Consider the following 20,688-nt stretch of genomic DNA (forward strand, 5'->3'; position numbering starts at 1 on the left):
CGTCGGCCTACTCCTGGCCACCGGCCAGGCACACACCCGACCAGCCCACCACAAGAAGGGCACCAAACCCCGCCGAACAGCTTAAACGGCAAGCTGAGTGTCCGTTCCCGAGCGTGAGCGGATGAGGCGCTTCGATGCGCGGACGAGAGAACTATCGCTGGGACTTCCGTTCGGATTCATCCCGACCAGAGGCAACCTCGGCGCATCCGAGGCGCGTTCCTGCTGTTGTAAAGGCACAACACAGGAGGTCACCGGGTGAAACGCGCCGAGGAGGACACGTACCGCGAGTACGTGACGGCTCGGATGGAGACGATGCGCCGCACCGCGTACCTCCTGTGCCGGGACTGGCACACCGCGGACGACGTCGTGTCGATCACCATCGGCAAGCTGTACCGGCACTGGCCGAGGGTCGGCGCGACACCCGGTATCGACGCGTACGTCCGCAAGGCGCTGCTGCGCACCTGGCTGGACGAGAAGCGCAGGCCGTGGCGTCGTGAGCAGGCCGTCGAGGAGCTGCCCGAGCTGCCGACGGCGGAGGAGTTCGCCGTGGTCGGCCGGGCACAGCTGCTCGACCTGCTCGACGGGCTGCCGCCCAAGCGCAGGGCCGCGGTGGTGTTGCGCCTCTACTGCGATCTCTCGGTGGAGGAGACCGCCGAGATCCTCGGTTGCTCGGTGGGCACCGTGAAGAGCCAGACCGCGCGAGGGCTCGACACGTTGCGCGCCAAGGCAGCGCAGTCCGACTAGCGAGAGGTGCGTGATGGACAAGCAACTGTTCGACGACGCGATCGGGGAGGTGCCGCCGTCCACGGTCGACGTGGACGCGGTCATCGTCCGCGGCCGCCGCGCGGCCCGGCTTCGCCGCGTGACGCACCCGGCGGTCGCGGCCGGGGTGGCCGTGGTGCTGCTGACCGGTGTGGCCGCGTACTCGATGACACCGGGCGACGACGGTGGCGTGACCGTCGGCACGGCAGCCCCGACGTCTACCACGGCGCCACCGGCCTCGACGCCGTCGCGGCCGAGGGCGCAACCGTCCGGGCACGACCAGCCGGGCGTGGTCACGCTCCCGCCGATCCCGGACCCGGTGCCGCCACCGCAGTGCGAACAGGGCGACCTGGAGACCGTCGCCGAGGCCGCTGGGCGCCTCACCCGGGCCGCCACGAAGGCCGTGCGGGAACGGCGTCCGGACGTGCAGCTCGTGGCGAACGCGGAGTTCCCGGCGGGTACGCCCCGAGGGCCGTTGGAGTTCTACCAGACGGTCGAGCCGGCGTACCCCGACGTGTCCGTCTGCGACGTCCGGGCCACTCTCCACGCCTGGGCGACGGCCAGCACACCACTCGGGGACGGCAACATCGGGTTCGATACCCGGCCCGCCTTCTTTCCCACGCTGAGTCCGCTGTGCGGCGAGGAGGGCACCCTCGACCGGACCCACTGCGCGGAAGTCACCGGACCCCGGGGGGAGAAGATCCTCACCGAGGTGTTCGAGTTCGAGCGGGGCACCCGCAAGCACCAGGTGCAGGTCATCCGCGCGGACGGCACGTGGCTGCGGATCGAGTCCGAGAACGTCGCCACGGTCAAAGGCAGTGGCGGACCGACCGCGCCCGCGCCTCCGTTCACCGTCGAGCAGCTCATCGCCATCGGCACCGACCCGGCGCTGACGCTGTTCCCGTAGGTCGGCGGGCAAGCGCCACCCGAGCCGGCCCCGGACGGGCACCGTCACCGACCCGGCCGGTTCGGGTGGCCACCGACCCGCGACGGGCAGATCACCAGGCCGATCGTCATCTCGCCCGAGAACAGGCGGCCGGCTCCCGGTTCGGGGTCGGTACGGGGGTTCGGTCTGAGCGGCTTTGTCCTTTTCGGACACCTCTGGGTCGGTGAAGACGAACGGGTAGCCGTATATGGCGTCGGGCCGGATCAGGGGGAAGGGTCAGGCCGCCGGCACTCCGAGTCGCGCTACCCGGATCGCGACCTGAGGCAACGGTCGGCGAATGGCGGAGGTTAGCCCGCCGGTCGGGCTTCGACGAGGCCGAGCGTCTCATACGGGACATTCCTCGAAAACCTTCCCGTTACATCTTGACGCGGTCGATGTTATCGCTCACAGTCCACGTGGTGCGGTCAGTCGCACCGCCGGTCGGCCATCCAACACCCACACACCTCAATATCCCGGCACGGATCGTCCTCGAATGTTAGCGCTAACACGTTACTTTTCGAGCAGTTTTCCGTGCGCGGATGTCGTCGGGGTCGGCGCCGATGCGGCCCGCCTCATGTCGGCGGTCCCCCACGATGAAAGGAACGATGCCATGTCGGTTGGGTTTGCGCGCACCGCGAGGTGGCGGCCGGGGTTGGCCGCCGCGGCGGTCCTGGCGGTCCTGGGCGGGCTGCTCACGGTGGCCACGACGCCGGCGTCGGCCGCCACGGTGGACACCACCGCCTGGTACGTACTGGTGAACCGCAACAGCGGCAAGGCCCTCGACGTCAACGGCGCGTCCACCGCCGACGGCGCCAACCTCGTCCAGTGGGCCCGCACCAACGCCAACAACCAGCAGTTCCAGTTCGTGGACTCGGGCGGCGGCTACTACCGGTTGCGCGCGCGGCACTCCGGCAAGGTGCTCGACGTCTTCAACTGGTCGTCGGCCGACGGTGCCGCGGTCGTGCAGTGGCCCGACGGCAACGGTGCCAACCAGCAGTTCCGGCTGGCCGACTCCGACAGCGGCTACGTCCGGCTGGTCAACCGCAACAGCGGGAAGGTGGTGGAGGTGCAGGGCGCCTCGACCGCCGACGGCGGCGGCGTGGTGCAGTACAGCGACTGGAACGGCAGCAACCAGCAGTGGCAGCTCGTCCGGGTCGGTGGGGGCGGCGGCACCTGCACCCTGCCGTCGTCGTACCGCTGGACGTCGACCGGCCCGCTGGCGACCCCGAAGTCGGGGTGGGTCTCGCTCAAGGACTTCAGCGCCGTCGTCCACAACGGCCGGAAGCTCGTCTACGGCACGTCGCACGACACCGGGACCGCCTGGGGAGGCATGAGCTTCAGCCCCTTCACGAACTGGTCCGACATGGCGACCGCCACCCAGAACACGTTGTCCTTCAGCGCCGTCGCGCCGACGCTGTTCTACTTCGCCCCGAAGAACATCTGGGTGATCGCCTACCAGTGGGGTTGGCCGGACACCTTCTCCTACCGGACGTCGAGCGACCCCACCAACCCCAACGGCTGGTCCGCGCAGCAGACGCTGTTCACGGGCACCCTCCCCAAGGGGGCACCTCTCGACCAGACCCTCATCGCTGACGACAGGAACATGTACATGTTCTTCGCCGACGACCTCGGCGGCATCTACCGGGCCAGCATGCCCATCGGGAACTTCCCGGGCAGTTTCGGCTCCAGCTACACGAAGATCATGAGCGACACACCGGAGAACCTGTTCGAGGCGGTCGAGGTCTACAAGGTCCAGGGCCAGAACCAGTACCTCATGATCGTCGAGGCGCAGGGGTCGAACGGGCGCTTCTTCCGCTCGTTCACCGCCACCAGCCTGGACGGCACGTGGACCCCGCAGGCCGACACCCAGGGCAACCCCTTCGCCGGCAAGGCCAACAGCGGTGCCACCTGGACCAACGACATCAGCCACGGCGACCTGGTGCGCACCAACCCCGATCAGACCAAGACCATCGACCCCTGCAACCTCCAGTTGCTCTACCAGGGCCGCGACCCCCGTTCTGACGGCATGGACTACGGCAAGCTGCCCTACCTGCCGGGTGTGCTGACGCTGCAACGCTGACCAGTGGCGTGACGCAGGTCCGGCTCGGGCGTTCCTGACGTCCGCGGGCGAGGACGTACGCCGAACCGGGTGAGCGTCAGGAACGTGTGGAACTGGAGCGGCGGGCTCGGCACAAAGCCGAGCCCGCCCGCGCACGCGGGGAACCCGGGGTGGTCACCGGACGGCGGCGGGGACCTTCTCATTGAGGACGGGCTGAAGGCTGCTTGCAGTGTCCAGGCGCCTATATGGCCTGCTTATGCGGTGTCGCCAGAGGGGGCGCGGCTCTGTGGACGTTTCACCGGCTGGTGCGGGTGCCGGTGAGTGACGGAACCCACCTACCGGGTCGGTCGGCTTACCGACCGAATCGGTCGGTAAGTCTGTACCGTGGTGGACATGGCACGGGCACTGCGCGGGATGACCGAGGACCAGTTGCTCGATCGCGTGGCCGGGCTCTTCGCACGGCACGGGTTCGATCACACGTCGGTGAAGGACCTGGCCGACGCGGTCGGGTTGTCGAAAGCCGGGTTGTTGCACCACTACCCGACCAAGGAAGCGCTGTTCGAGGCCGCGCTGGACGTCGGCCGCACGCACAGCAGGCACCTGCTGGAGCAGGCGGCGCGGATGCCCGTCGGCCCGGCGCGGGACCGGCGGGCGGTGGAGCTGCTGGTCGACTTCGCGTTCGACCGCCCCGGCCTGATCGCCCTGGAGTCACGCGCGATCGGCATGCTGGGCGCCGACGACGTGGACCGCAACCGCCTGGACGCCTTCTCCCAGCACGTCTTCGTGGTGTTCGGCGTCGAGCCGGACGGCGACGACACCGAGCGGCTCGTCCGGGTCGTCGGGATGCTCAGCGCCCTGGCCGTGCTGAGCCTGGCGGCCAACCACGCGGGCGAGAAGACCGCGTGGCGGCCGCACATCATCGCCACCTGCCTGGACGCGCTCGGTCACCGCGACACCTCCCCGGTCGCCCCATCCCCGGCCGGCCCCTCCCCATCCGTCCCCACCCCCGCGGAGGCCTGACCCCCATGGCACGCCTGCTCTACCGACTCGGCCTCGGCGCGCACCGCCGCCGCCTGGTCGTCGTCCTGCTGTGGCTGCTGGTGCTCGGCGGCACGGGCGTCGGCGCGGCCACCCTGGCCGGGCCGACCTCCGGTTCCTTCTCCATCCCCGGCCAGGAGTCCACCACCGCCCTGGACAAGATCTCCGAGGAGTTCGGCACGGGTGGCGGCGCGACCGCACGGGTGGTCGTCAGCGCCCCCGACGGCGGCAAGGTGACCTCTCCCGAACACGCCCAGGAGCTCGCCGCGCTGGTGGGGGAGCTGTCCGAACTGCCGGGCGTCACGTCGGCGACCAACCCGCTCGACCCGCGGGCCCCGACCGTGAACGCCGACCAGGACGTCGCCTACAGCACGGTCACCTTCGAGGCCCCGGTCGGCGAGGTCACCGAGGCGCAGCGCACCGCGCTCGTCGACGCCACGCGGGACGTGCGCGGGCTGACCGCGGAGGTCACCGGCGAGGCCACCCAGGCCCCGCCGCACGTGGGCGGCCCCGCGGAGATCATCGGCGTGGCCATCGCGCTGCTGGTCCTCGCCATCACCTACGGCTCGCTCGTGCTGGCCGGCATGAACCTGCTGACCGCCGCCGTCGGCGTGGGCATCGGCGCGCTGGGCGTCACCATCGCCTCCGGCTTCATGGACCTGCAGTCCACGACACCCATCCTGGCCGCGATGCTCGGCCTGGCGGTCGGCATCGACTACGCCCTGTTCATCATCAACCGCTACCGGCAGGAGCTGCGCCGGGGCCGGGACGTGGGCGACGCCATCGGCACGGCCGTGGGCACCGCCGGCTCCGCGGTGGTGACCGCCGGCCTGACCGTGGTCATCGCGCTGGCGGGCCTGGCCGTCGTCGGCATCCCGTTCCTGACCCAGATGGGCGTCGCCGCCGCGGTGACCATCGTGGTCGCGGTGCTCGTCGCGGTCACGCTGGTGCCCGCCGTGCTGGGCTTCCTCGGCCGCCGCGTGCTGCCGCGCAAGCAGCGCACCGCACCGGTCGAGCAGGTCGAGGACGCCGGGGACGCCGGGCGCGGCTTCTTCCGCGGCTGGATCGGCGGTGTCACCCGCAACCGGGTGGTGGCGCTGCTGCTGGCGGTCGCCGGGCTCGGCGCGATCTCGCTGCCCGTGCTGTCGATGGAGACCACCCTGGTCGCCGCGCCGGCCGCCGACTCGACGCAGGCCCGTGCGGAGCGGACGCTCGCCGACGGATTCGGCGAGGGCTTCAACGGTCCGCTGGTGGTGCTGTTCGAAGGCGACAACGCCGCCGGGACGGCCGCCGCGGCCGCCGGGACCATCCAGGGCGCCGGTGACATCGCGCTCGTCACGCCGCCAGTGCCCAACGCCGACGGCACCGCCGCCATGGTCACCGTCATCCCGAAGTCCGGGCCGGCGACGCAGGCCACCGAACAGCTGGTCACCGACCTGCGCGAACGGCTGGCCGACGTGGACGGCGCGACCACCTACGTCACCGGCGCCACCGCCGTGAGCGTGGACGTGGCCGTCGCCCTGGACGAGGCCATGCCGGTCTACCTGGCGCTGGTCGTCGGCCTCGCCCTGGTGCTGCTGGTCCTGGTGTTCCGGTCGCTGCTGGTCCCGCTGGTGGGCGTGCTGGGGTTCCTGCTCACCATCGGCGCCTCGCTCGGCGCGACGGTCGCGGTGTTCCAGTGGGGTTGGCTGGCCGACGCGGTCAACCTCGACACCACCGGCCCGCTGCTGAGCCTCACCCCGATCCTGATGGTGGGCATCCTGTTCGGCCTCGCGATGGACTACCAGATCTTCCTGGTGTCCCGGATGCACGAGGCGCACCACCACGGCAGGCCGCCGCTCGACGCGATCCGCACCGGTTTCGGGCAGGCCGCGCCCGTGGTGGTCGCCGCCGCGCTGATCATGTTCTCGGTGTTCGCCGGGTTCGTGCCGGCGGGCGAGGGTCCGATGAAGTCCATCGCGTTCGCGCTGGCCATCGGCATCCTGGTGGACGCGTTCGTGGTCCGCATGGTCATCGTGCCCGCCGCGCTGGCCCTGCTGGGCGAGAAGGCCTGGTGGCTGCCGAAGTGGCTGCGCCGGCTGCCGGCCCTCGACGTGGAGGGCGCCGCGCTGGAGCAGGACCGCAAGGAACTGGTCGACGCGACGCGGTGACCGCGACGGGTCCGGCGTCGGGCACCGGCGCCGGACCCGTGCGGGTTCACACCGACTTCGCGAGCCACTCGTCGAACGTGGTCGGCGCGATGCGGGCGCCCTCGCCCGGCAGCAGCGCGTTCCCGGCCATCTCCAAGCCGAACACACCCGACCACGTCGGCACCAGGCGCACGTCCCGGCCACGCGCCTGGTACGTGCGCCGTGCCATGTCGACGAGGTCCTGCGTCTCGGGACCTGCGACGTCCGCGTGACGACCCCGCGGCTCGCCGACGGCGACCTCGGCGAGGATGTCGGCCACGTCCTGCGGCGCGATCGGCTGCACCAGCAGCGGCGCGATGGCGGCGACGCCGTCCCGCTCGGTCCAGTCCGCGACCATCTCGGCGAAGTCGTGGAACTGCGTGGCGGGGACGATCGTCCACGGCACGGGGCTCGCGGCGACCAGGCGTTCCTGCTCGCGCTTGCCCGCGTAGTGCACGTTGCCCTCGATGTCCGCGATGCCGACGATCGACAGCAGCACGTGGTGCCGGACGCCGGCCCGCGCCTCGGCGTCGAGCAGGTTCCGGGTCATCCCGCCGAACAGGCGCACGGTCTCGGCGCGGTCGGCCGAGGGCGCGTTGACCGCGTCGACCACCGCGTCGACCCCGGTCAGCGCCTCGGCGAGGCCTTCGCCGGTCGACAGGTCCACGCCGAGCGAACGGCTGATGCGCACGACCTCGTGCCCGCCCCGTTCCAGGGTGGCCGCGGTGAGGGAGCCGATGTTGCCGGTCGCGCCGGCGACTGCGATCCGCATGACGATCCTTCCGTTCGGACGTGTGCGGTCAACCTATCTCGGACTAAATAGATCTGCAATGTCTTGGATAGACTGGGCGGCGTGAAGCTGCCTGTGAGCACGGAGTGGGTCCTGCACTGCGCGACCACCCTGGCGCAACTCGACCCCGGTGCCACGGCGTCCGCGGCCCAGCTCGCCGCCTACTACGACCTGCCGGCGCCCTACCTGGCCAAGCAGCTCCAGGCCCTGGTCCGGGCGGGCGTGCTGACCGCGACCACCGGGCCGCGCGGCGGTTTCCGGCTCGCCCGGCCCGCGTCGGAGATCACGTTGTTGCACGTGGTCGAGGCCGTCGACGGCGCGTCCTCGCCGTACGAGTGCCAGGAGATCCGCCAACGGGGCCGCGGCGCGCTGCCCGCGCGGGACTGCCAGAACACGTGCCTGCTCGCGGCCAAGATGGCCGCCGCGCACGACGCGTGGCGGCGCAGCCTCGCCGCCGACTCGCTCGCCGACGTCGTCGCCGCGCTGCCGCCCACGGCTCCGGCCCGCACCCGGTCGCTCCTCGCGTCGACCGGGACCGCACCGCGCCGAACGCCCTGAGCGCGCGCTGAGGCCGTCCGCACGAACCGGATTCCGCCGAACGCCTGCGCGCCGACCGGAACCGGCGATATAGGTGTCCCCGGCACAGCAGGCACGGGGACGGGCGGGGTGTGGACGTGAGTGGGTTCGGGGCGGTGCCCGAGGAGTTGCGGCAGGCGGCCGGGAGGATCGGCGACGCGGGCGACCGGACCTCCGGCATGGTGTGGTGCGGGCCGAGCGGCGAGTACGGGCACGACGGGGTCGCCGGCGCGTGGGAGCTGTTCATCGAGGAGATGAAGGCGTACGTCGAGCGGCTGCGCCGGCAGGCCGACGAGCACGCCATCGGGTTGCGTGCGGCGGCGTCGTCCTACGTGGACGTCGACGGCGAGGGCGCGGCCGGGTTCGGTCGGCTCGACGGGCCGGTGTCCTGATGGCCGCGCGACTCGGCGAGACCGACGACCCCAAGGCGCTCGTCCCCGGTGAGCCGGAGCTGATCAGCGGCGACCTGCGGCAGCTGGTGCGGACGCTGCGGCAGGTCGTGGCCGTCGGCGAGGACCTCGCCCGGGTCGACCCCGGCGGCTGGAGCGGTGGCGCGAGCGGCGCGTTCCGGTCGGCCTTCCACGCCGAACCGCCCCGCTGGCTCCAGGCCGGCGCCGACATGGGCGGCGGCGGGCAGCTGCTGGCCGACTACGCCGACGCGCTGGTCGAGAGCCAGGGTGAGGCGCAGCGGGCCGTCGAGCTGTACCTGCAAGCCCGGGCCGCGTCCCGCCTGGCCGCCGCCGAGCACGACGCGATGGTGCTCTCCGGCACGGCCACCGCACCGTTCCGGGACCCCGGGCAGGCGGGCGCGGCCGAGGCGCAGAAGGTGCTCGACGACGCCCGCGAGGGCCTGTCCGGCATCGGCGACGTGGTGGCCAAGGCGCTCGGCTGGGAGTCCGACGGCAAGGGCGGCTACAAGAAGACGTTCGGCAAGGAGAAGTTCGGCGCCTCCCACCGCGAGACCGACGAGGAGGGCGAGGACACCGGCGGCTGGCAGTACGGCGTGGACGGGCGCTCGTACGAGAGCAAGTCCGGCAGCGAGTCCAAGCGCCTGCTCACCGAGGCGATCGGCGAGATCGCCGAGAAGTTCGGCGTCGACCTGCGCGAACGGGAGTGGGGCGAGGACGGGCACGCCGCGGTCAAGGAGGGGGAGGAGGACGGCGACTTCCGGGCCGGCCCGATCTCCGGCCAGGGCCGGGTCAGCGGCACGCTGCTCAGCGCGGAGGCCGAGGCGACCGCGACCGCGAGCTACTCGGGCGTGACGGTCGGCGCGAGCGCGGGCGCGTACCTGGCCACCGCCCACGCCGAGGGCGAGATCAAGGTCGGGCAGCACGCGAGCGTCTCGGGCAGCGCCGACGGCATGATCGGCGCGGCCGGCGAGGTGAAGGGCTCCATCGGGCTGCTCGGCGCCAAGGGCAACGCCGAGGCGTTCGCGGGCGCCAAGGTCTCCGGCGAGGCGGGCGCCGAGGTCGCGGGCATCGGCGCGGGCGTGAACGGCGAGGCCTGGGCCGGCATCGGCGGCCACGCGAGCGGTCAGTTCGGCATGGGCGAGGACGGCAAGTTCCACGTCGGCGGGTCGGTGGGGCTCGCGTTCGGCGTGGGTGGCAAGGTCGGGTTCGACGTCAGCGTCGACCCGGTCGAGGTCGTGGAGACGGTGGCCGACGTCGCGGACGACGTGGGCGAGATCGCGCAGGACGTCGGCCGCGGTGTCGGCAACGCGGCGGAGGGCGCGGGCCGCGCCATCGGCCGCCTGTTCGGCCGGTGAACGGCATGACCCCAGGAGGAGACCCAGGCATGGCCACCACCCTTCCGGTGCCGATCGAGTTCTCGTTGCCCGACGGGTGGCTCTCGGCTCCGCCCGACGAGGTCGGGGCGCCGCAGGCGGCGTTCGTCGCGCTGCACCCCGGTTCCAGCGCGGGGTTCACCGCGAACGTGACGATCAGCGGCGAGGTCCGCGCCGACGACGCCACCCTGGCGCAGATCGCCGAACGGGCCGCGGCCCGGCTGGCCGACGGCGTCGGCCCGGTCGAGGTCGGGCGGCGCAACGAGCTGGAGTCCGCCTACACGCAGGTGGTGCGGCTGACCGCGCCCGTCGGCGGACGTCCGGTGGACCTGGTGCAGTTGCAGGTGTTCCTGGCCATGGCGGACGTGCGCGACGAGCGCAGGCGTGCGGTGCTGCAGATCGTGCTCAGCGCGACGCCCGGCCAGTTCGAGGACCTGGTCGGCGACTTCCAGGCGTTCCTGGAGACCATCCGCCCGGACGAGGGGGCGACCCGGTGACCGAGTCCGCCGACATCCTGCTGCGCCGCATCGAGGCCATCGACACGGCCGCCGCCGACAACCGGTTGCGCGCGGAGTCCTACCGGCGCATGGCCGAGGGGCTCCGGGACGTGGTGGGCACGGCGACGTCACCCGACCGCGTGGTGACCGTGCTCGCCGGGTCGGACGGCGCGGTCAAGTCGATCACGTTCGGCCAGGCCGTGCGCTCGGTCGACCCCGCCGTGCTGTCCACCACCACGCTGCGCACCATCGCGCTGGCCCGCGCGGACGCGGCCCGCAAGCAGGCCGAGGTGGTCCGCGCGGCGTTGGGCGACACGACGCTGCTGGACCAGGTGCTGGCCGACGACCGGCGGGCGTTCGGCGACGAGCCGCCGCAGGAGCCCGTCGCGGTCACCGCGCCGCCCCGGATCGTGCGGCGTGCCGCGCCGGTGGAGGACGACGAGCCGGACATGGCCTACCGGAGTCGCGACGCCTGGTGATGCCGGGGCGTTCGTAGGTCCACTGTGGAGCGGCGGATGTCCTTCGGTGCAACCGGAAGTTCCGCCGGACGGGTGATGTGCCGGCGTGCTCTTCCCGCCAGACGCGGAACCGCCCGTGCCGATCGGGGCACGGGCGGTTCTCGACGGGGTCAGGCGGCGTTGGCCTTGAGCTTGCGCGCCAGGTGCTCGGGCCTGGCCCAGCGCACCTTGGTGGCCCAGCCCAGCTTCTCGAACGCCCAGATCAGGCGGGCCGTGATGTCGATCTGGCCGCGACGGACGCCGTGTCGCGCGCACGTCGGGTCGGCGTGGTGGGAGTTGTGCCACGACTCGCCCATGGAGGCGATGGCCAGCGGCCAGAAGTTGGCCGACTTGTCCCGCGCGGTGAACGGCCGGTCGCCGATCATGTGGCAGATCGAGTTCACCGACCACGTCACGTGGTGCAGCACGGCCACCCGGACCAGGCCCGCCCAGAAGAACGCGGTCAGCGCGCCCCACCAGCTCCACGTCACCAGGCCGCCGATGACGGCCGGCGACAGCAGCGTGACCACGGTCAACGCCGGGAACCAGCGGTTCACGCGCTGGATGTCGGGGTCGGCGAGCAGGTCGGGCGCGAAGCGCGCCGCGTTGGTCTGCTCGCGGTCGAACAGCCAGCCCAGGTGCGCGTGCCAGAACCCCTTGGCCAACGCGCCCGCGGACGTGCCGAACCGCCAGGGGGAGTGCGGGTCGCCGTCGCGGTCGGCGTAGGCGTGGTGCCTGCGGTGGTCGGCGACCCAGTCGATGACCGGGCCCTGCATGGCCATGCTGCCGACGACGGCGAGCGCGATCCGCAACCCGCGGTTGGCGGTGAACGCGCCGTGGGTGAAGTAGCGGTGGAAACCGGCCGTCACGCCCAGGCACGTCAGCGTGTAGAAGAACAGCGCGAGGCCGATGTCGACCCACCCGAGGCCCCAGCCCCAGGCGAACGGGACCGCGGCGGCCAGGGCGAGGGCCGGGACGACGACGAAGAGCTTGACCAGGAACACCTGGGTCGAGGACTTCTCACCGGCGAACATCGGTTCCGGTGCGGTGCGGGAACGGTCCGCGGTGGAATCCGCGGTGGAACCGGTCCGGAGTGCTTCGGTCACGAGCGATACCTCCGTGCGTGCGGTGACGGGGTCTCCGCCGCCGGGGTCTCGGGCGATCGGTGTGGAAATACCCGACGCCCCGCAGTTCCAAACCGGGACCGCGGGGCGTCGGGCTTCGAGTCTCCGTCAGCGTCACCGCCGGTAGGAGCAAGCGAAAGGGGTCAGGCGGACATCAGATGGCGCGGACGCCGACGGCCTGGGGACCCTTGGGGCCCTGGTTGACGTCGAACTCGACGCGCTGGTTCTCCTCCAGGCTGCGGTAGCCGTCGCCCTGGATCTCCGAGTAGTGCACGAACACGTCCGGGCCGCCCTCCTGCGCGAGGAAGCCGAAGCCCTTCTCCGAGTTGAACCACTTCACGGTGCCCTGAGTCATGATCTCTCCTTTGGCGGTGCTGGATGCGGAACCCCGATCGGGGCTCCGGGTCGGATTCAGACGACGACTTCTCCAGCTTGTCCCGCAAGGCAAAGGAAGAACTTCGTCCGCAACATCATTCCCGCGAAACTACGATGGAAACACGGACACAAGATTGACGACCACCCCGTACAACCCGGCGGAGGCCCGGATGGTTCCCGCGGGCCGCCCGGAGTGAGTCAGGTCACCCGTCGGGGAGCCCCGCGCCGGTCCGGCGACCGCCGGGAGGATCCGAAGTGGACGCCTCGGTGCGGGCCCGCCCCCGACACGCTCACCGTAACGCTGTGGCGGTAACGGCACCACGACGTGTACCGTAGTCGCCATCGGGGGCGTTCCTTTCTTCTGAACCCCGAACACCCTCGCTCCGTGCGGGGATCTCCGGACCGGCATCGCCGACCGTGAGCACGCAGCGGACGCGAAGAAAGTCGGAAACACATGTCATCCACGTACCAAGAGCTGTTCAGCCACCCGGACACGGACAAGCCGGAGGACACCAGCGGTCCGCGCCGGGACGAGCAGCGCTCCTACACCGACCTGTTCCGCGAGCCGGCCGACGTGCCGCCGCAGAACACCGGCAGCACCTCCTGACCAGCACTCACTGAGCGTTCAGGTCTGGTGAGGGAACCCCTCGGCGTCCATGCACGCCGAGGGGTTCCCCCGCACGCGTCAGACCGCCGCGCTCACTCCGCGCGCCACAACGCGGGCACGTTCGGTGGTTCCCAGCCCGGCTGGGCGAGGTGCCCCTGCAAGCACACGTACCCGACGCCGTTGTGGGTGACGCGGGCGCCCGCCGCGTAGTTCGTGCCCGCCGCCCACGTGCCGCCGCCCGGCGAGGACGGGGTGGTGGTCGTGGTGGAGGTCGGGCGCGTCGTGGTGGTCGTCTGCGGCACGTTCAGCACGAAGTCGAACTTCGCCTCACGGCCGCCGCCCACGGTCCGCACCTCCATCAGCAGCCGCGGGTCGAAGATGCTGTCGGTGTTGTTGCGCGGCTCGCCCGGGAAGTACAGCTGGGTGGTGAGCACCGGACGACCGGGCGCCTGCACCTTCACGTGGATGTGCCGGGTGCGGCCGGGGTAGAGGCCGGGCACGATCGTGGTCAGCGTGAACGAGCCGTCCGGGTTGGTGAACTGGTGCCCGCGGAAGCGGAAGCCGCTGTTGTCGTACACCCCGTTGACGTCGGCCTGCCAGAAGTCCATCAGCACGTTGCCGATCGGCAGGCACGCGCGCCCGAACACGTAACCGGTGACGGTCAGGCGGGTGCCCGGCGTGCCGGCGTCGACCAGCGACGTGCGGCGCGGCGAGTTCGGCTTGAAGTACGGGCCCTCGGTCTGCGGCGGGGTCGGGTCGTCACCGTCGTCGCACTCCGGCGTCAACTCCACCGGACCGCCGTTCGCACCGACCGTGCGGGCCAACGCGGGCACGCCCATCAGGGCCACCGGCAGCGCCACCCCCGCGGCGACCGCGGCGCGCAGCACCGTCTTGCGGCTGAGGTGGTGGGCGTCCGTACCGTCGCCGGGTGGGTCCGCGGTCGTGCCGCGGGCGCCGTCCGTGGATGCGTCCATAGCCTGCTCCTTTGAGCCAGCTCCTCGTGGGGGCTTGGTCGGGATCAACCCGAACCTACGGACGCGGCCCACCCCCGACGATGGACTGACGCCGCTGGTCGTGGTGATCCTCGCGGTCGCCGTTGCGCGCCGCGCTCACTGTGAACGCCCGGTCCCGGGATGCCTGGCCCGGTCCGCCCGCCGGAACGCGCCGGGGCTCACGCCCGCCTCACGCCGGAAGAACCGGCAGAAGTACGCGGGATCGGCGAAGCCCACCCGGTCCGCCACCTGCCGCACGGTCAGGTCGGTCTTCACCAGCAGCCTTTGCGCCTCCTGCGTGCGCACCTGGCGGACCAGCTGCGACGGTGTCCGCCCGGTCGCCGCCTTCACCGCCTCGGTCAGGTAGCCGGGGGTGACACCGATCCGCTCCGCGTACGCGCGCACCGACCACAGCCGGTGGTCCGTGCGGCCGGCCAGCCGGATGAACTCCTCGGCGACCGCGCCGGGTCGGGTCGGTGGCGTCGCGTCCGGCGTGGCGTCCGGCGTCGCGGACAACCGCGCGGCACGCACGACCAGCACGTGCAGCAGTGCCCGCAGCACCGTCTCGACGCCCGCCTCGGCACGCCGGTACTCGTCGTGCAGCTCGGCGATCGACCGGTCGATCCGGGCGTGCGCCCGCTCGTCCAGCGTCAGCCAGGGCCGTTCGCTCAACCGGCGCAGCAGCTCGCGGTCGGCGGGGTGGTCGAGCAGGAAGTCGTCGGTGAACAGCAGCACTGATCCGTGCAGGTCACGGGCGTCCTCCCAGTGGTGCACCTGGCCGGGCGCGATCACGCACAGGTGCGGCGGGCGCAGCTGCCAGCGGGCGAGGTCGACCACGTGCGTGCCAGTGCCGCCGGTGACGTGCACGATCTCGTGGAAGGTGTGCCGGTGCGGGAACGACGCCCGCGACATCGGCCCGATCGTGTCGAACGTGCCGACCGCGAACGGCAGCGCGTCGGGCACCGGCACCTCCAGCCGGTGCACCGGCAGCTCGCCCTCGCGTGGCGCCCGGCAGGGCGTTCCCGGTAACACCGTGGTGCCGCGCATCGCCGGCCTCCTCTCCGTCGCCGGACCTGAGGTCCAGACCAATTACCCGCTCCGGGACACCCTGGCACGGGCCGTTTCGGAGCGGAACACGTCGGAGCGGGTGGCCCGCGGAGGAGACCGACCCCCCAACGCCCGACCGTCGGGCGCGGGCGGGCGCTCGCGGCCCGCGGCGCTCACCCGCCCGGGTAGAGCCCGGGCTGCGCCACGCCGGCCGCGCGCGGTGCGGTGAAGGTCGGGCCGCGTGGCGCTTCCTGCGGTCCGGGCCGCCCGCCGAGCAGCACGTTGGTCAGCGAGGCCCGTTCGTCGACCATCGCGCGAGCCACGTCGGCGAGCTCGTCGCCGATCACCGGCACGCCGCCCGTGCCGTCGGCGCGCACCGCGCCCAGCACGGCCCGCCGCAGCAACTCCTTGATGAACGACGCCGTGACGCCTTCGGTGACCTCGACCACCGGTGCGAGGTCGGCGCGCAGGTCCACCCCGCGCCCGTAGAGCTCGAGCAGCCTGCGCCGGCCCTCGGCGTCGGGCCGCGGCACCTCGACGGCCAGGTCGATCCGGCCCGGCCGGTCGGCCAGCGCCCGCTCCAGCTCGTCGGCCCGGTTCGTGGTGAGCACGAACGTGACGTCCGCGTCCGCGCCGACGCCGTCCATCGCGTCGAGCAGCGTGAACAGCAGCGGGTTCGCCGGGCCGGCCGCGTAGCCGCGGTCCATGGCCACCAGGTCGACGTCCTCCACCACGACCATCGACGGCTGCAACCGCCGCGCCAACGCCGCCGCCTGGCCGATGAGCCGCATCGCCTGGCCGGTCAGCAGGATCACCGTGCAGTCGCCCAACCGGCTCATCAGGTACCGCACGGTGTGCGTCTTGCCGGTGCCGGGCGGGCCGTGCAGCAGCAGCCCGCGCTTGAGGTGCTGCCCGGCGGCGAGGAGCCGTTCGGAGTGCTCGGCGATGCCGACCACGTGCTCCTCGATCGAGTCCAGCACGCCATCCGGCAGCACCACGTCGTCCGCGTCGAGCGCGGGCCGGGGCAGGAACGTCACCAGCTCGTTGCCCCGGTGCTCGCTCACCCCGAACGCCAGCACCTGACGGCGGAACACGTCGTGCTCGCGCATCAACCGCTCGATCTCGCCGCCCACCGCCCGTGCCGCCGCGCGATCGGCCGAGAGCACCTCCAGCCGGCACATCGGCGGCCCGTAGTCGTTGCTGCCGCGGATGCCGACGAACACCGGCGTGCCGTCGGGGGCGGTGGTCGGCGCCAACCCCAGCTGGACGACCTCCACGCTGTCCTCCGGCCCCACGGCGGCGGTGGCGTAGTCGGCCGCGCCGAGCTCGTAGGCCATCGCGTGCCGGGCCGACAGGATCATCCCCATGATGTCCTCGTGGCCGCGGTGCTGACCTCCGACCCCGAACCACTCGACGTCCGGCGTGTGCGCCGCGAGGTACGCGTCGACACCGCGCTGGAGGTTGACGTGCTCCCACGCCTCGAACCGCGTGGCGACGGACAACACCTGCGACAGGTCGCAACCCAGGTGATCGCGCACGCGCGCGATCAACGGCGCCGCCTCACCGTCCTGCTCGACCATGTTCGCGGCCGCCTGCACCAGGCGCCGCACGCTGCTCGCAAGCGCTTTCGCGTCATCCCCGGAGAGTTCCCCCATGACCTGCCACCCCCTGCACCCCATCATCACGCACGGGGGTCGTCTTGTCGCGCGTCCTGGTCGTCAGCGCACCACGTCGGTCGTGACCGGGTGCCGGAGGCTGCCCGGCGGCACGCCGAACGCGCGCTTGAACGCGCGGGAGAACGCCGCCTCGGACCGGTAGCCGAAGCGGTGCGCGGTGCTGGACAGGGGTTCCGCGGTCCGCCTCAGGTGCGCGTGGGCCAGCCGCATGCGGCACTCGGTCAGGTAGCGCATCGCCGGCTCGCCGACCAGGGCGGTGAACCGCGCCGCGAACGCCGAGCGGGACAGGTTGGCGTGCCGGGCGAGTTCGGCGACGGTCCACGGGTGCTCCGGCGCCCGGTGGATCGACAGCAGCGCCCGGCCCACGTGCTCGTCGCGCACGGCGGCCAACCAGCCCTGGTCGGCCTCGGGCGCCGAGTCCAGCCAGGACCGGATCGCCTGCACGACCAGGATGTCGGCCAGGCGCGTGATGACGGTCTCGCCGCCCGCCCTCGGCGTGCGCGCCTCGAAGGCCATGAACCGCAGGGTGCTGCGCAGCCACCCCGCCGTGTCGTCGTTCCACGTCCCGACGTGCAGGACCAGGGGCAGCTGCCTGACCAGGCGTTGCGCGGTCACGTGGTCGAAGCGGACGGCGCCGTGGTCGACGCGGGTGACCTCGCCGCCGCCACCGTGGCGCAGCACCTCGAAGCGGTCTCCGATCCGCTCGACCGGGATGTCGAACAGGGGTGAGGTCGGCGTGCCCGGCGCGCTGCGCACCCGGTGCGGTGTGCCGTGCGGGATCAAGGTCAGGTCACCCTGCTCCAGCACGCGCGGCTCGGCGCCGTCGACCTCCAGCACGCACCGGCCCGCCACCACCACCTGGAACGTCGGCGCGTTCGTGCCGGGCCTCACCGCCACCGCCGCCGCGCTCGGTGCCCTGATCCACCTCTCCTACGGCCTGTCCCGCCTGCTCGGCGCGGCCGTGGACGGGCTGCCCGCGGCCGGCCTGGTCACCGCCGCCGGGGTGGAGCTGCTCCTCGGCGCCGCCTGCGCCTGCGTCGTCGTCCGCCTCCGCCGCACGAGGGCCGCCGGCGCCGCGTCCGACGGGGGTGTCGGAGGGGTCCGTTAGGATTGCGCGATGGCTTCGCAAGAGGTGCTGCGAAGGGTCTTCGGGTACGAGTCCTTTCGCGGGGAGCAGCAGGACATCGTCGACCACGTCGTCTCCGGCGGCGATGCGCTGGTGCTCATGCCGACCGGGGGCGGCAAGTCGTTGTGCTACCAGATCCCGTCGCTGGTGCGCGAGGGCACCGGTGTCGTCGTCTCGCCGTTGATCGCGTTGATGCAGGACCAGGTGGACGCGCTGCGCGACCTCGGCGTCCGCGCCGGCTTCCTCAACTCCAGCCAGTTCCCCGACGAGCGCGCCATGGTCGAGGCCGAGTTCCTGGCCGGCGACCTGGACCTGCTCTACCTCGCCCCGGAACGCCTGCGCACCGAGCAGACCACCCGGCTGCTGGAGCGCGGCAGGATCGCGCTGTTCGCCATCGACGAGGCGCACTGCGTCTCCCAGTGGGGCCACGACTTCCGACCCGAGTACCTGGCGCTGTCGCACCTGCACGAGCGGTGGCCGGAGGTGCCCCGCATCGCGCTCACCGCGACCGCCACCCCGGCCACGCACGCCGAGATCGCCGAGCGCCTCAACCTCGGTGACGCCAAGCACTTCGTGGCGAGCTTCGACCGCCCCAACATCCAGTACCGCATCGTGCCCAAGAACGAGCCGAAGAAGCAGCTGCTGGAACTGCTGCGCACCGAGCACCAGGGCGACGCGGGCATCGTCTACTGCCTGTCGCGCAACTCGGTGGACAAGACCGCCGAGTTCCTCACCCAGAACGGCATCCCCGCCCTGCCCTACCACGCGGGCCTGGACGGGGGCACCCGCGCGCGCAACCAGTCCCGGTTCCTGCGCGAGGACGGCCTGGTGATGGTCGCCACCATCGCGTTCGGCATGGGCATCGACAAGCCGGACGTCCGGTTCGTCGCGCACCTGGACCTGCCGAAGTCCGTCGAGGGCTACTACCAGGAGACGGGCCGCGCGGGCCGTGACGGGTTGCCGTCCACCGCGTGGCTGGCCTACGGCCTGCAGGACGTCGTCCAGCAGCGCAAGATGATCGACGACTCCGAGGGCGACCAGCAGCACCGCCGCAAGCTCATGGCGCACCTCGACGCGATGCTGGCGCTGTGCGAGACCGTCGAGTGCCGCCGCGTGCGCCTGCTCGACTACTTCGGCCAGTCCGGCACGCCGTGCGGCAACTGCGACACGTGCCTCGCGCCGCCGGAGACGTGGGACGGCACGGTGGCCGCGCAGAAGGCGCTGTCCACCGTCGTGCGGCTGCGCAACGAGCGGCGGCAGAAGTTCGGCGCGGGCCAGACGATCGACATCCTGCTCGGCCGCAAGACCGCGAAGGTCATCCAGCACGACCACGACCAGCTGAAGGTCTTCGGCATCGGCACGGAGCTCAACGAGAGCGGCTGGCGCGGCGTGATCCGGCAGCTGCTGGCCCAAGGCCTGCTCGCGGTGGAGGGCGAGTACTCCACGCTGGTCACCACGCCCGGCAGCGACGAGGTGCTGTTCCAGGGCCGCAAGGTGGCGATGCGGCGCGAGCCGGAGCGCCTGGCCAAGGTCAAGACCGCCAAGCCGGCCAAGGGCGCGGCGGCGCAGGTGGAGCTGACCGCCGAGGCCGTGCCGGTGTTCGAGAAGCTGCGGACGTGGCGGACCGCGCAGGCCAGGGAGCAGGGCGTGCCGCCCTACATCATCTTCAACGACGCCACGCTGCGGCAGATCGCCACGTCCACGCCCACGACGTTGGACGAGCTGAGCGCGATCAGCGGTGTCGGCGAGAACAAGCTGGCCAAGTACGGCCAGGAGATCCTGGACACGTTGAGCGCATGAACGAGCTCCGCGCCGACTGCACCCGCTGCTTCGCCCTGTGCTGCGTGGTGCCGGCGTTCGCCAAGTCGGTCGACTTCGCCCTCGACAAGCCCGCCCGCACACCGTGCCCGAACCTGCGCGAGGACTTCCGCTGCGGCGTCCACGCGAACCTGCGGGACACCGGTTTCACCGGCTGCACGGTCTACGACTGCTTCGGCGCGGGCCAGCAGGTGGCGCAGGTGACGTTCGGCGGCAGGAGCTGGCGTGACGACCCGGCGTCGGCCGCGACCATGTTCGACGTCTTCCCGGTCGTGCGGCAGCTGCACGAACTGCTCTGGTACCTGACCGAGGCGCTGGACCTGGAGCCCGCCCGCGCCCTGCACCCGGCGGCACGGGAGCTGAGGGCGGAGATCGGGGAGCTCACCGCGGGCACGCCGGAGGAGCTGCTCAAGCTGGACGTGGGCCCGTACTGGGAGCGGGCGAACGCCCTGCTGCTGCGGGCCAGCGAACTGACCCGCGGCAAGGGCCGGAACCGACGCGGCGCGGACCTGATCGGCAAGGACCTCAAGGGCGCGGACCTGCGGGCGTCCACCCTGCGCGGCGCGTACCTGATCGGCGCCGACCTGACGAACGCGGACCTGCGGCTGGTCGACTTCATCGGCGCGGACCTGCGCGGCGCCGAGCTGTCCGGCGCCGACCTGACCGGCAGCCTGTTCCTCACCCAGGCCCAGGTGGACGCGGCCAAGGGCGACGGCGCGACCGTGCTGCCGAAGTCCCTGACCCGCCCGGCGCACTGGGTACGTCGCCAGGCGTAGGCGCGCGAGCCGCCGTCGGGCCGACGCGGTGACGAGGTCGTCCCGGCCACGC

Annotated in this window: 21 protein-coding genes; 14 read left to right on the plus strand and 7 right to left on the minus strand. The window is 72.1% G+C overall.

Going from position 1 to position 20,688, the window contains the following annotated elements; all coding sequences use genetic code 11:
• Positions 1–255: 255 nt before the first annotated feature.
• The 5 genes from AB0K14_RS31435 (at position 256) to AB0K14_RS31455 (ending at position 6,934) form a co-directional block, all read left to right on the plus strand.
• Positions 256–744, plus strand: a complete 489-nt coding sequence (locus AB0K14_RS31435; protein WP_360457184.1) for a SigE family RNA polymerase sigma factor — start codon at positions 256–258, stop codon at positions 742–744.
• A 13-nt stretch (positions 745–757) separates the two neighbouring features.
• Positions 758–1,669: a hypothetical protein gene (locus AB0K14_RS31440; protein ID WP_360457187.1), complete on the plus strand. Its 912-nt coding sequence runs from the start codon at positions 758–760 to the stop codon at positions 1,667–1,669.
• 628 nt (positions 1,670–2,297) lie between these two features.
• Positions 2,298–3,767, plus strand: a complete 1,470-nt coding sequence (locus tag AB0K14_RS31445; RefSeq protein WP_360457190.1) for a non-reducing end alpha-L-arabinofuranosidase family hydrolase — start codon at positions 2,298–2,300, stop codon at positions 3,765–3,767.
• A gap of 372 nt (positions 3,768–4,139) precedes the next feature.
• Positions 4,140–4,766, plus strand: a complete 627-nt coding sequence (locus AB0K14_RS31450; RefSeq protein ID WP_360457193.1) for a helix-turn-helix domain-containing protein — start codon at positions 4,140–4,142, stop codon at positions 4,764–4,766.
• Between the two features lie 5 nt (positions 4,767–4,771).
• A complete protein-coding gene (locus AB0K14_RS31455) occupies positions 4,772–6,934 on the plus strand; it encodes an MMPL family transporter (RefSeq protein ID WP_360457196.1) in 2,163 nt (720 codons plus the stop codon).
• Between the two features lie 46 nt (positions 6,935–6,980).
• On the opposite strand, the gene AB0K14_RS31460 is transcribed toward AB0K14_RS31455, so the two are convergent.
• Complete coding sequence (locus AB0K14_RS31460; protein WP_360457199.1) at positions 6,981–7,724, minus strand: NAD(P)H-binding protein; 744 nt, start codon at positions 7,722–7,724, stop codon at positions 6,981–6,983.
• 81 nt (positions 7,725–7,805) lie between these two features.
• On the opposite strand from AB0K14_RS31460, the gene AB0K14_RS31465 reads away from it, so the two are divergent.
• The 5 genes from AB0K14_RS31465 to AB0K14_RS31485 all read left to right on the plus strand — a co-directional run bounded on the left by AB0K14_RS31465 (position 7,806) and on the right by AB0K14_RS31485 (position 11,077).
• Positions 7,806–8,300 carry an Rrf2 family transcriptional regulator gene (locus AB0K14_RS31465; RefSeq protein ID WP_360457202.1) on the plus strand — a complete coding sequence of 165 codons (495 nt, stop codon included), beginning with the start codon at positions 7,806–7,808 and terminating at the stop codon, positions 8,298–8,300.
• A 116-nt stretch (positions 8,301–8,416) separates the two neighbouring features.
• Positions 8,417–8,710 (plus strand): hypothetical protein, encoded by a 294-nt coding sequence (locus tag AB0K14_RS31470; protein WP_360457205.1) that lies wholly within the window; start codon positions 8,417–8,419, stop codon positions 8,708–8,710.
• Entirely contained in the window at positions 8,710–10,083 is a 1,374-nt protein-coding gene (locus AB0K14_RS31475; RefSeq protein WP_360457208.1) for a putative T7SS-secreted protein, read from the plus strand. Before AB0K14_RS31470 ends, AB0K14_RS31475 begins: the two co-directional genes overlap by 1 nt.
• Before the next feature lie 29 nt (positions 10,084–10,112).
• Positions 10,113–10,598 carry a hypothetical protein gene (locus AB0K14_RS31480; RefSeq protein WP_360457211.1) on the plus strand — a complete coding sequence of 162 codons (486 nt, stop codon included), beginning with the start codon at positions 10,113–10,115 and terminating at the stop codon, positions 10,596–10,598.
• Positions 10,595–11,077, plus strand: a complete 483-nt coding sequence (locus tag AB0K14_RS31485) for a YbaB/EbfC family nucleoid-associated protein (RefSeq protein WP_360457214.1) — start codon at positions 10,595–10,597, stop codon at positions 11,075–11,077. Before AB0K14_RS31480 ends, AB0K14_RS31485 begins: the two co-directional genes overlap by 4 nt.
• A gap of 149 nt (positions 11,078–11,226) precedes the next feature.
• On the opposite strand, the gene AB0K14_RS31490 is transcribed toward AB0K14_RS31485, so the two are convergent.
• Positions 11,227–12,129: an acyl-CoA desaturase gene (locus AB0K14_RS31490; RefSeq protein ID WP_360457518.1), complete on the minus strand. Its 903-nt coding sequence runs from the start codon at positions 12,127–12,129 to the stop codon at positions 11,227–11,229.
• Between the two features lie 244 nt (positions 12,130–12,373).
• Positions 12,374–12,574 (minus strand): cold-shock protein, encoded by a 201-nt coding sequence (locus AB0K14_RS31495; protein ID WP_360457217.1) that lies wholly within the window; start codon positions 12,572–12,574, stop codon positions 12,374–12,376.
• Positions 12,575–13,048: 474 nt separating this feature from the next.
• Between AB0K14_RS31495 and AB0K14_RS31500 the strand changes: the two genes are divergently transcribed.
• Positions 13,049–13,201 (plus strand): hypothetical protein, encoded by a 153-nt coding sequence (locus tag AB0K14_RS31500; protein ID WP_360457220.1) that lies wholly within the window; start codon positions 13,049–13,051, stop codon positions 13,199–13,201.
• 92 nt (positions 13,202–13,293) lie between these two features.
• Here the strand turns inward: AB0K14_RS31500 and AB0K14_RS31505 are convergent, their stop codons facing one another.
• From AB0K14_RS31505 to AB0K14_RS31520, 4 genes are all read right to left on the minus strand, one after another.
• Positions 13,294–14,175 carry a carbohydrate-binding protein gene (locus tag AB0K14_RS31505; RefSeq protein WP_360457224.1) on the minus strand — a complete coding sequence of 294 codons (882 nt, stop codon included), beginning with the start codon at positions 14,173–14,175 and terminating at the stop codon, positions 13,294–13,296.
• A 135-nt stretch (positions 14,176–14,310) separates the two neighbouring features.
• Positions 14,311–15,240 (minus strand): helix-turn-helix domain-containing protein, encoded by a 930-nt coding sequence (locus AB0K14_RS31510; protein ID WP_360457227.1) that lies wholly within the window; start codon positions 15,238–15,240, stop codon positions 14,311–14,313.
• Between the two features lie 173 nt (positions 15,241–15,413).
• Positions 15,414–16,895, minus strand: coding sequence for an ATP-binding protein (locus AB0K14_RS31515; RefSeq protein WP_360457230.1), 1,482 nt, complete (start codon positions 16,893–16,895; stop codon positions 15,414–15,416).
• Positions 16,896–16,958: 63 nt separating this feature from the next.
• A complete protein-coding gene (locus AB0K14_RS31520; RefSeq protein ID WP_360457233.1) occupies positions 16,959–17,807 on the minus strand; it encodes an AraC family transcriptional regulator in 849 nt (282 codons plus the stop codon).
• Here AB0K14_RS31520 and AB0K14_RS31525 point away from each other — a divergent pair.
• The 3 genes from AB0K14_RS31525 to AB0K14_RS31535 are packed head-to-tail and all read left to right on the plus strand — an operon-like array spanning position 17,794 to position 20,636.
• Positions 17,794–18,024: a DUF4345 family protein gene (locus AB0K14_RS31525; RefSeq protein ID WP_360457235.1), complete on the plus strand. Its 231-nt coding sequence runs from the start codon at positions 17,794–17,796 to the stop codon at positions 18,022–18,024. The genes AB0K14_RS31520 and AB0K14_RS31525 overlap by 14 nt on opposite strands.
• 9 nt (positions 18,025–18,033) lie before the next feature.
• Positions 18,034–19,842 (plus strand): DNA helicase RecQ, encoded by a 1,809-nt coding sequence (gene recQ / locus AB0K14_RS31530; RefSeq protein ID WP_360457238.1) that lies wholly within the window; start codon positions 18,034–18,036, stop codon positions 19,840–19,842.
• Positions 19,839–20,636 (plus strand): pentapeptide repeat-containing protein, encoded by a 798-nt coding sequence (locus AB0K14_RS31535; protein ID WP_360457241.1) that lies wholly within the window; start codon positions 19,839–19,841, stop codon positions 20,634–20,636. Before recQ ends, AB0K14_RS31535 begins: the two co-directional genes overlap by 4 nt.
• Positions 20,637–20,688 lie beyond the last annotated feature (52 nt).

The organism is Actinosynnema sp. NPDC050801, assembly GCF_040673975.1.
Classification (GTDB): Bacteria; Actinomycetota; Actinomycetes; order Mycobacteriales; family Pseudonocardiaceae; genus Actinosynnema.

Bases quoted from the DNA above. Each gene is read 5' to 3' on its own strand.
- AB0K14_RS31505 (WP_360457224.1), bottom strand. From the start codon at position 14,175: ATGGACGCATCCACGGACGGCGCCCGCGGCACGACCGCGGACCCACCC.
- AB0K14_RS31455 (WP_360457196.1), top strand. From the start codon at position 4,772: ATGGCACGCCTGCTCTACCGACTCGGCCTCGGCGCGCACCGCCGCCGC.
- recQ (WP_360457238.1), top strand. From the start codon at position 18,034: ATGGCTTCGCAAGAGGTGCTGCGAAGGGTCTTCGGGTACGAGTCCTTT.
- AB0K14_RS31510 (WP_360457227.1), bottom strand. From the start codon at position 15,240: ATGCGCGGCACCACGGTGTTACCGGGAACGCCCTGCCGGGCGCCACGC.
- AB0K14_RS31450 (WP_360457193.1), top strand. From the start codon at position 4,140: ATGGCACGGGCACTGCGCGGGATGACCGAGGACCAGTTGCTCGATCGC.
- AB0K14_RS31500 (WP_360457220.1), top strand. From the start codon at position 13,049: ATGTCATCCACGTACCAAGAGCTGTTCAGCCACCCGGACACGGACAAG.
- AB0K14_RS31535 (WP_360457241.1), top strand. From the start codon at position 19,839: ATGAACGAGCTCCGCGCCGACTGCACCCGCTGCTTCGCCCTGTGCTGC.
- AB0K14_RS31475 (WP_360457208.1), top strand. From the start codon at position 8,710: ATGGCCGCGCGACTCGGCGAGACCGACGACCCCAAGGCGCTCGTCCCC.
- AB0K14_RS31515 (WP_360457230.1), bottom strand. From the start codon at position 16,895: ATGGGGGAACTCTCCGGGGATGACGCGAAAGCGCTTGCGAGCAGCGTG.
- AB0K14_RS31460 (WP_360457199.1), bottom strand. From the start codon at position 7,724: ATGCGGATCGCAGTCGCCGGCGCGACCGGCAACATCGGCTCCCTCACC.
- AB0K14_RS31490 (WP_360457518.1), bottom strand. From the start codon at position 12,129: ATGTTCGCCGGTGAGAAGTCCTCGACCCAGGTGTTCCTGGTCAAGCTC.
- AB0K14_RS31445 (WP_360457190.1), top strand. From the start codon at position 2,298: ATGTCGGTTGGGTTTGCGCGCACCGCGAGGTGGCGGCCGGGGTTGGCC.
- AB0K14_RS31495 (WP_360457217.1), bottom strand. From the start codon at position 12,574: ATGACTCAGGGCACCGTGAAGTGGTTCAACTCGGAGAAGGGCTTCGGC.
- AB0K14_RS31440 (WP_360457187.1), top strand. From the start codon at position 758: ATGGACAAGCAACTGTTCGACGACGCGATCGGGGAGGTGCCGCCGTCC.
- AB0K14_RS31480 (WP_360457211.1), top strand. From the start codon at position 10,113: ATGGCCACCACCCTTCCGGTGCCGATCGAGTTCTCGTTGCCCGACGGG.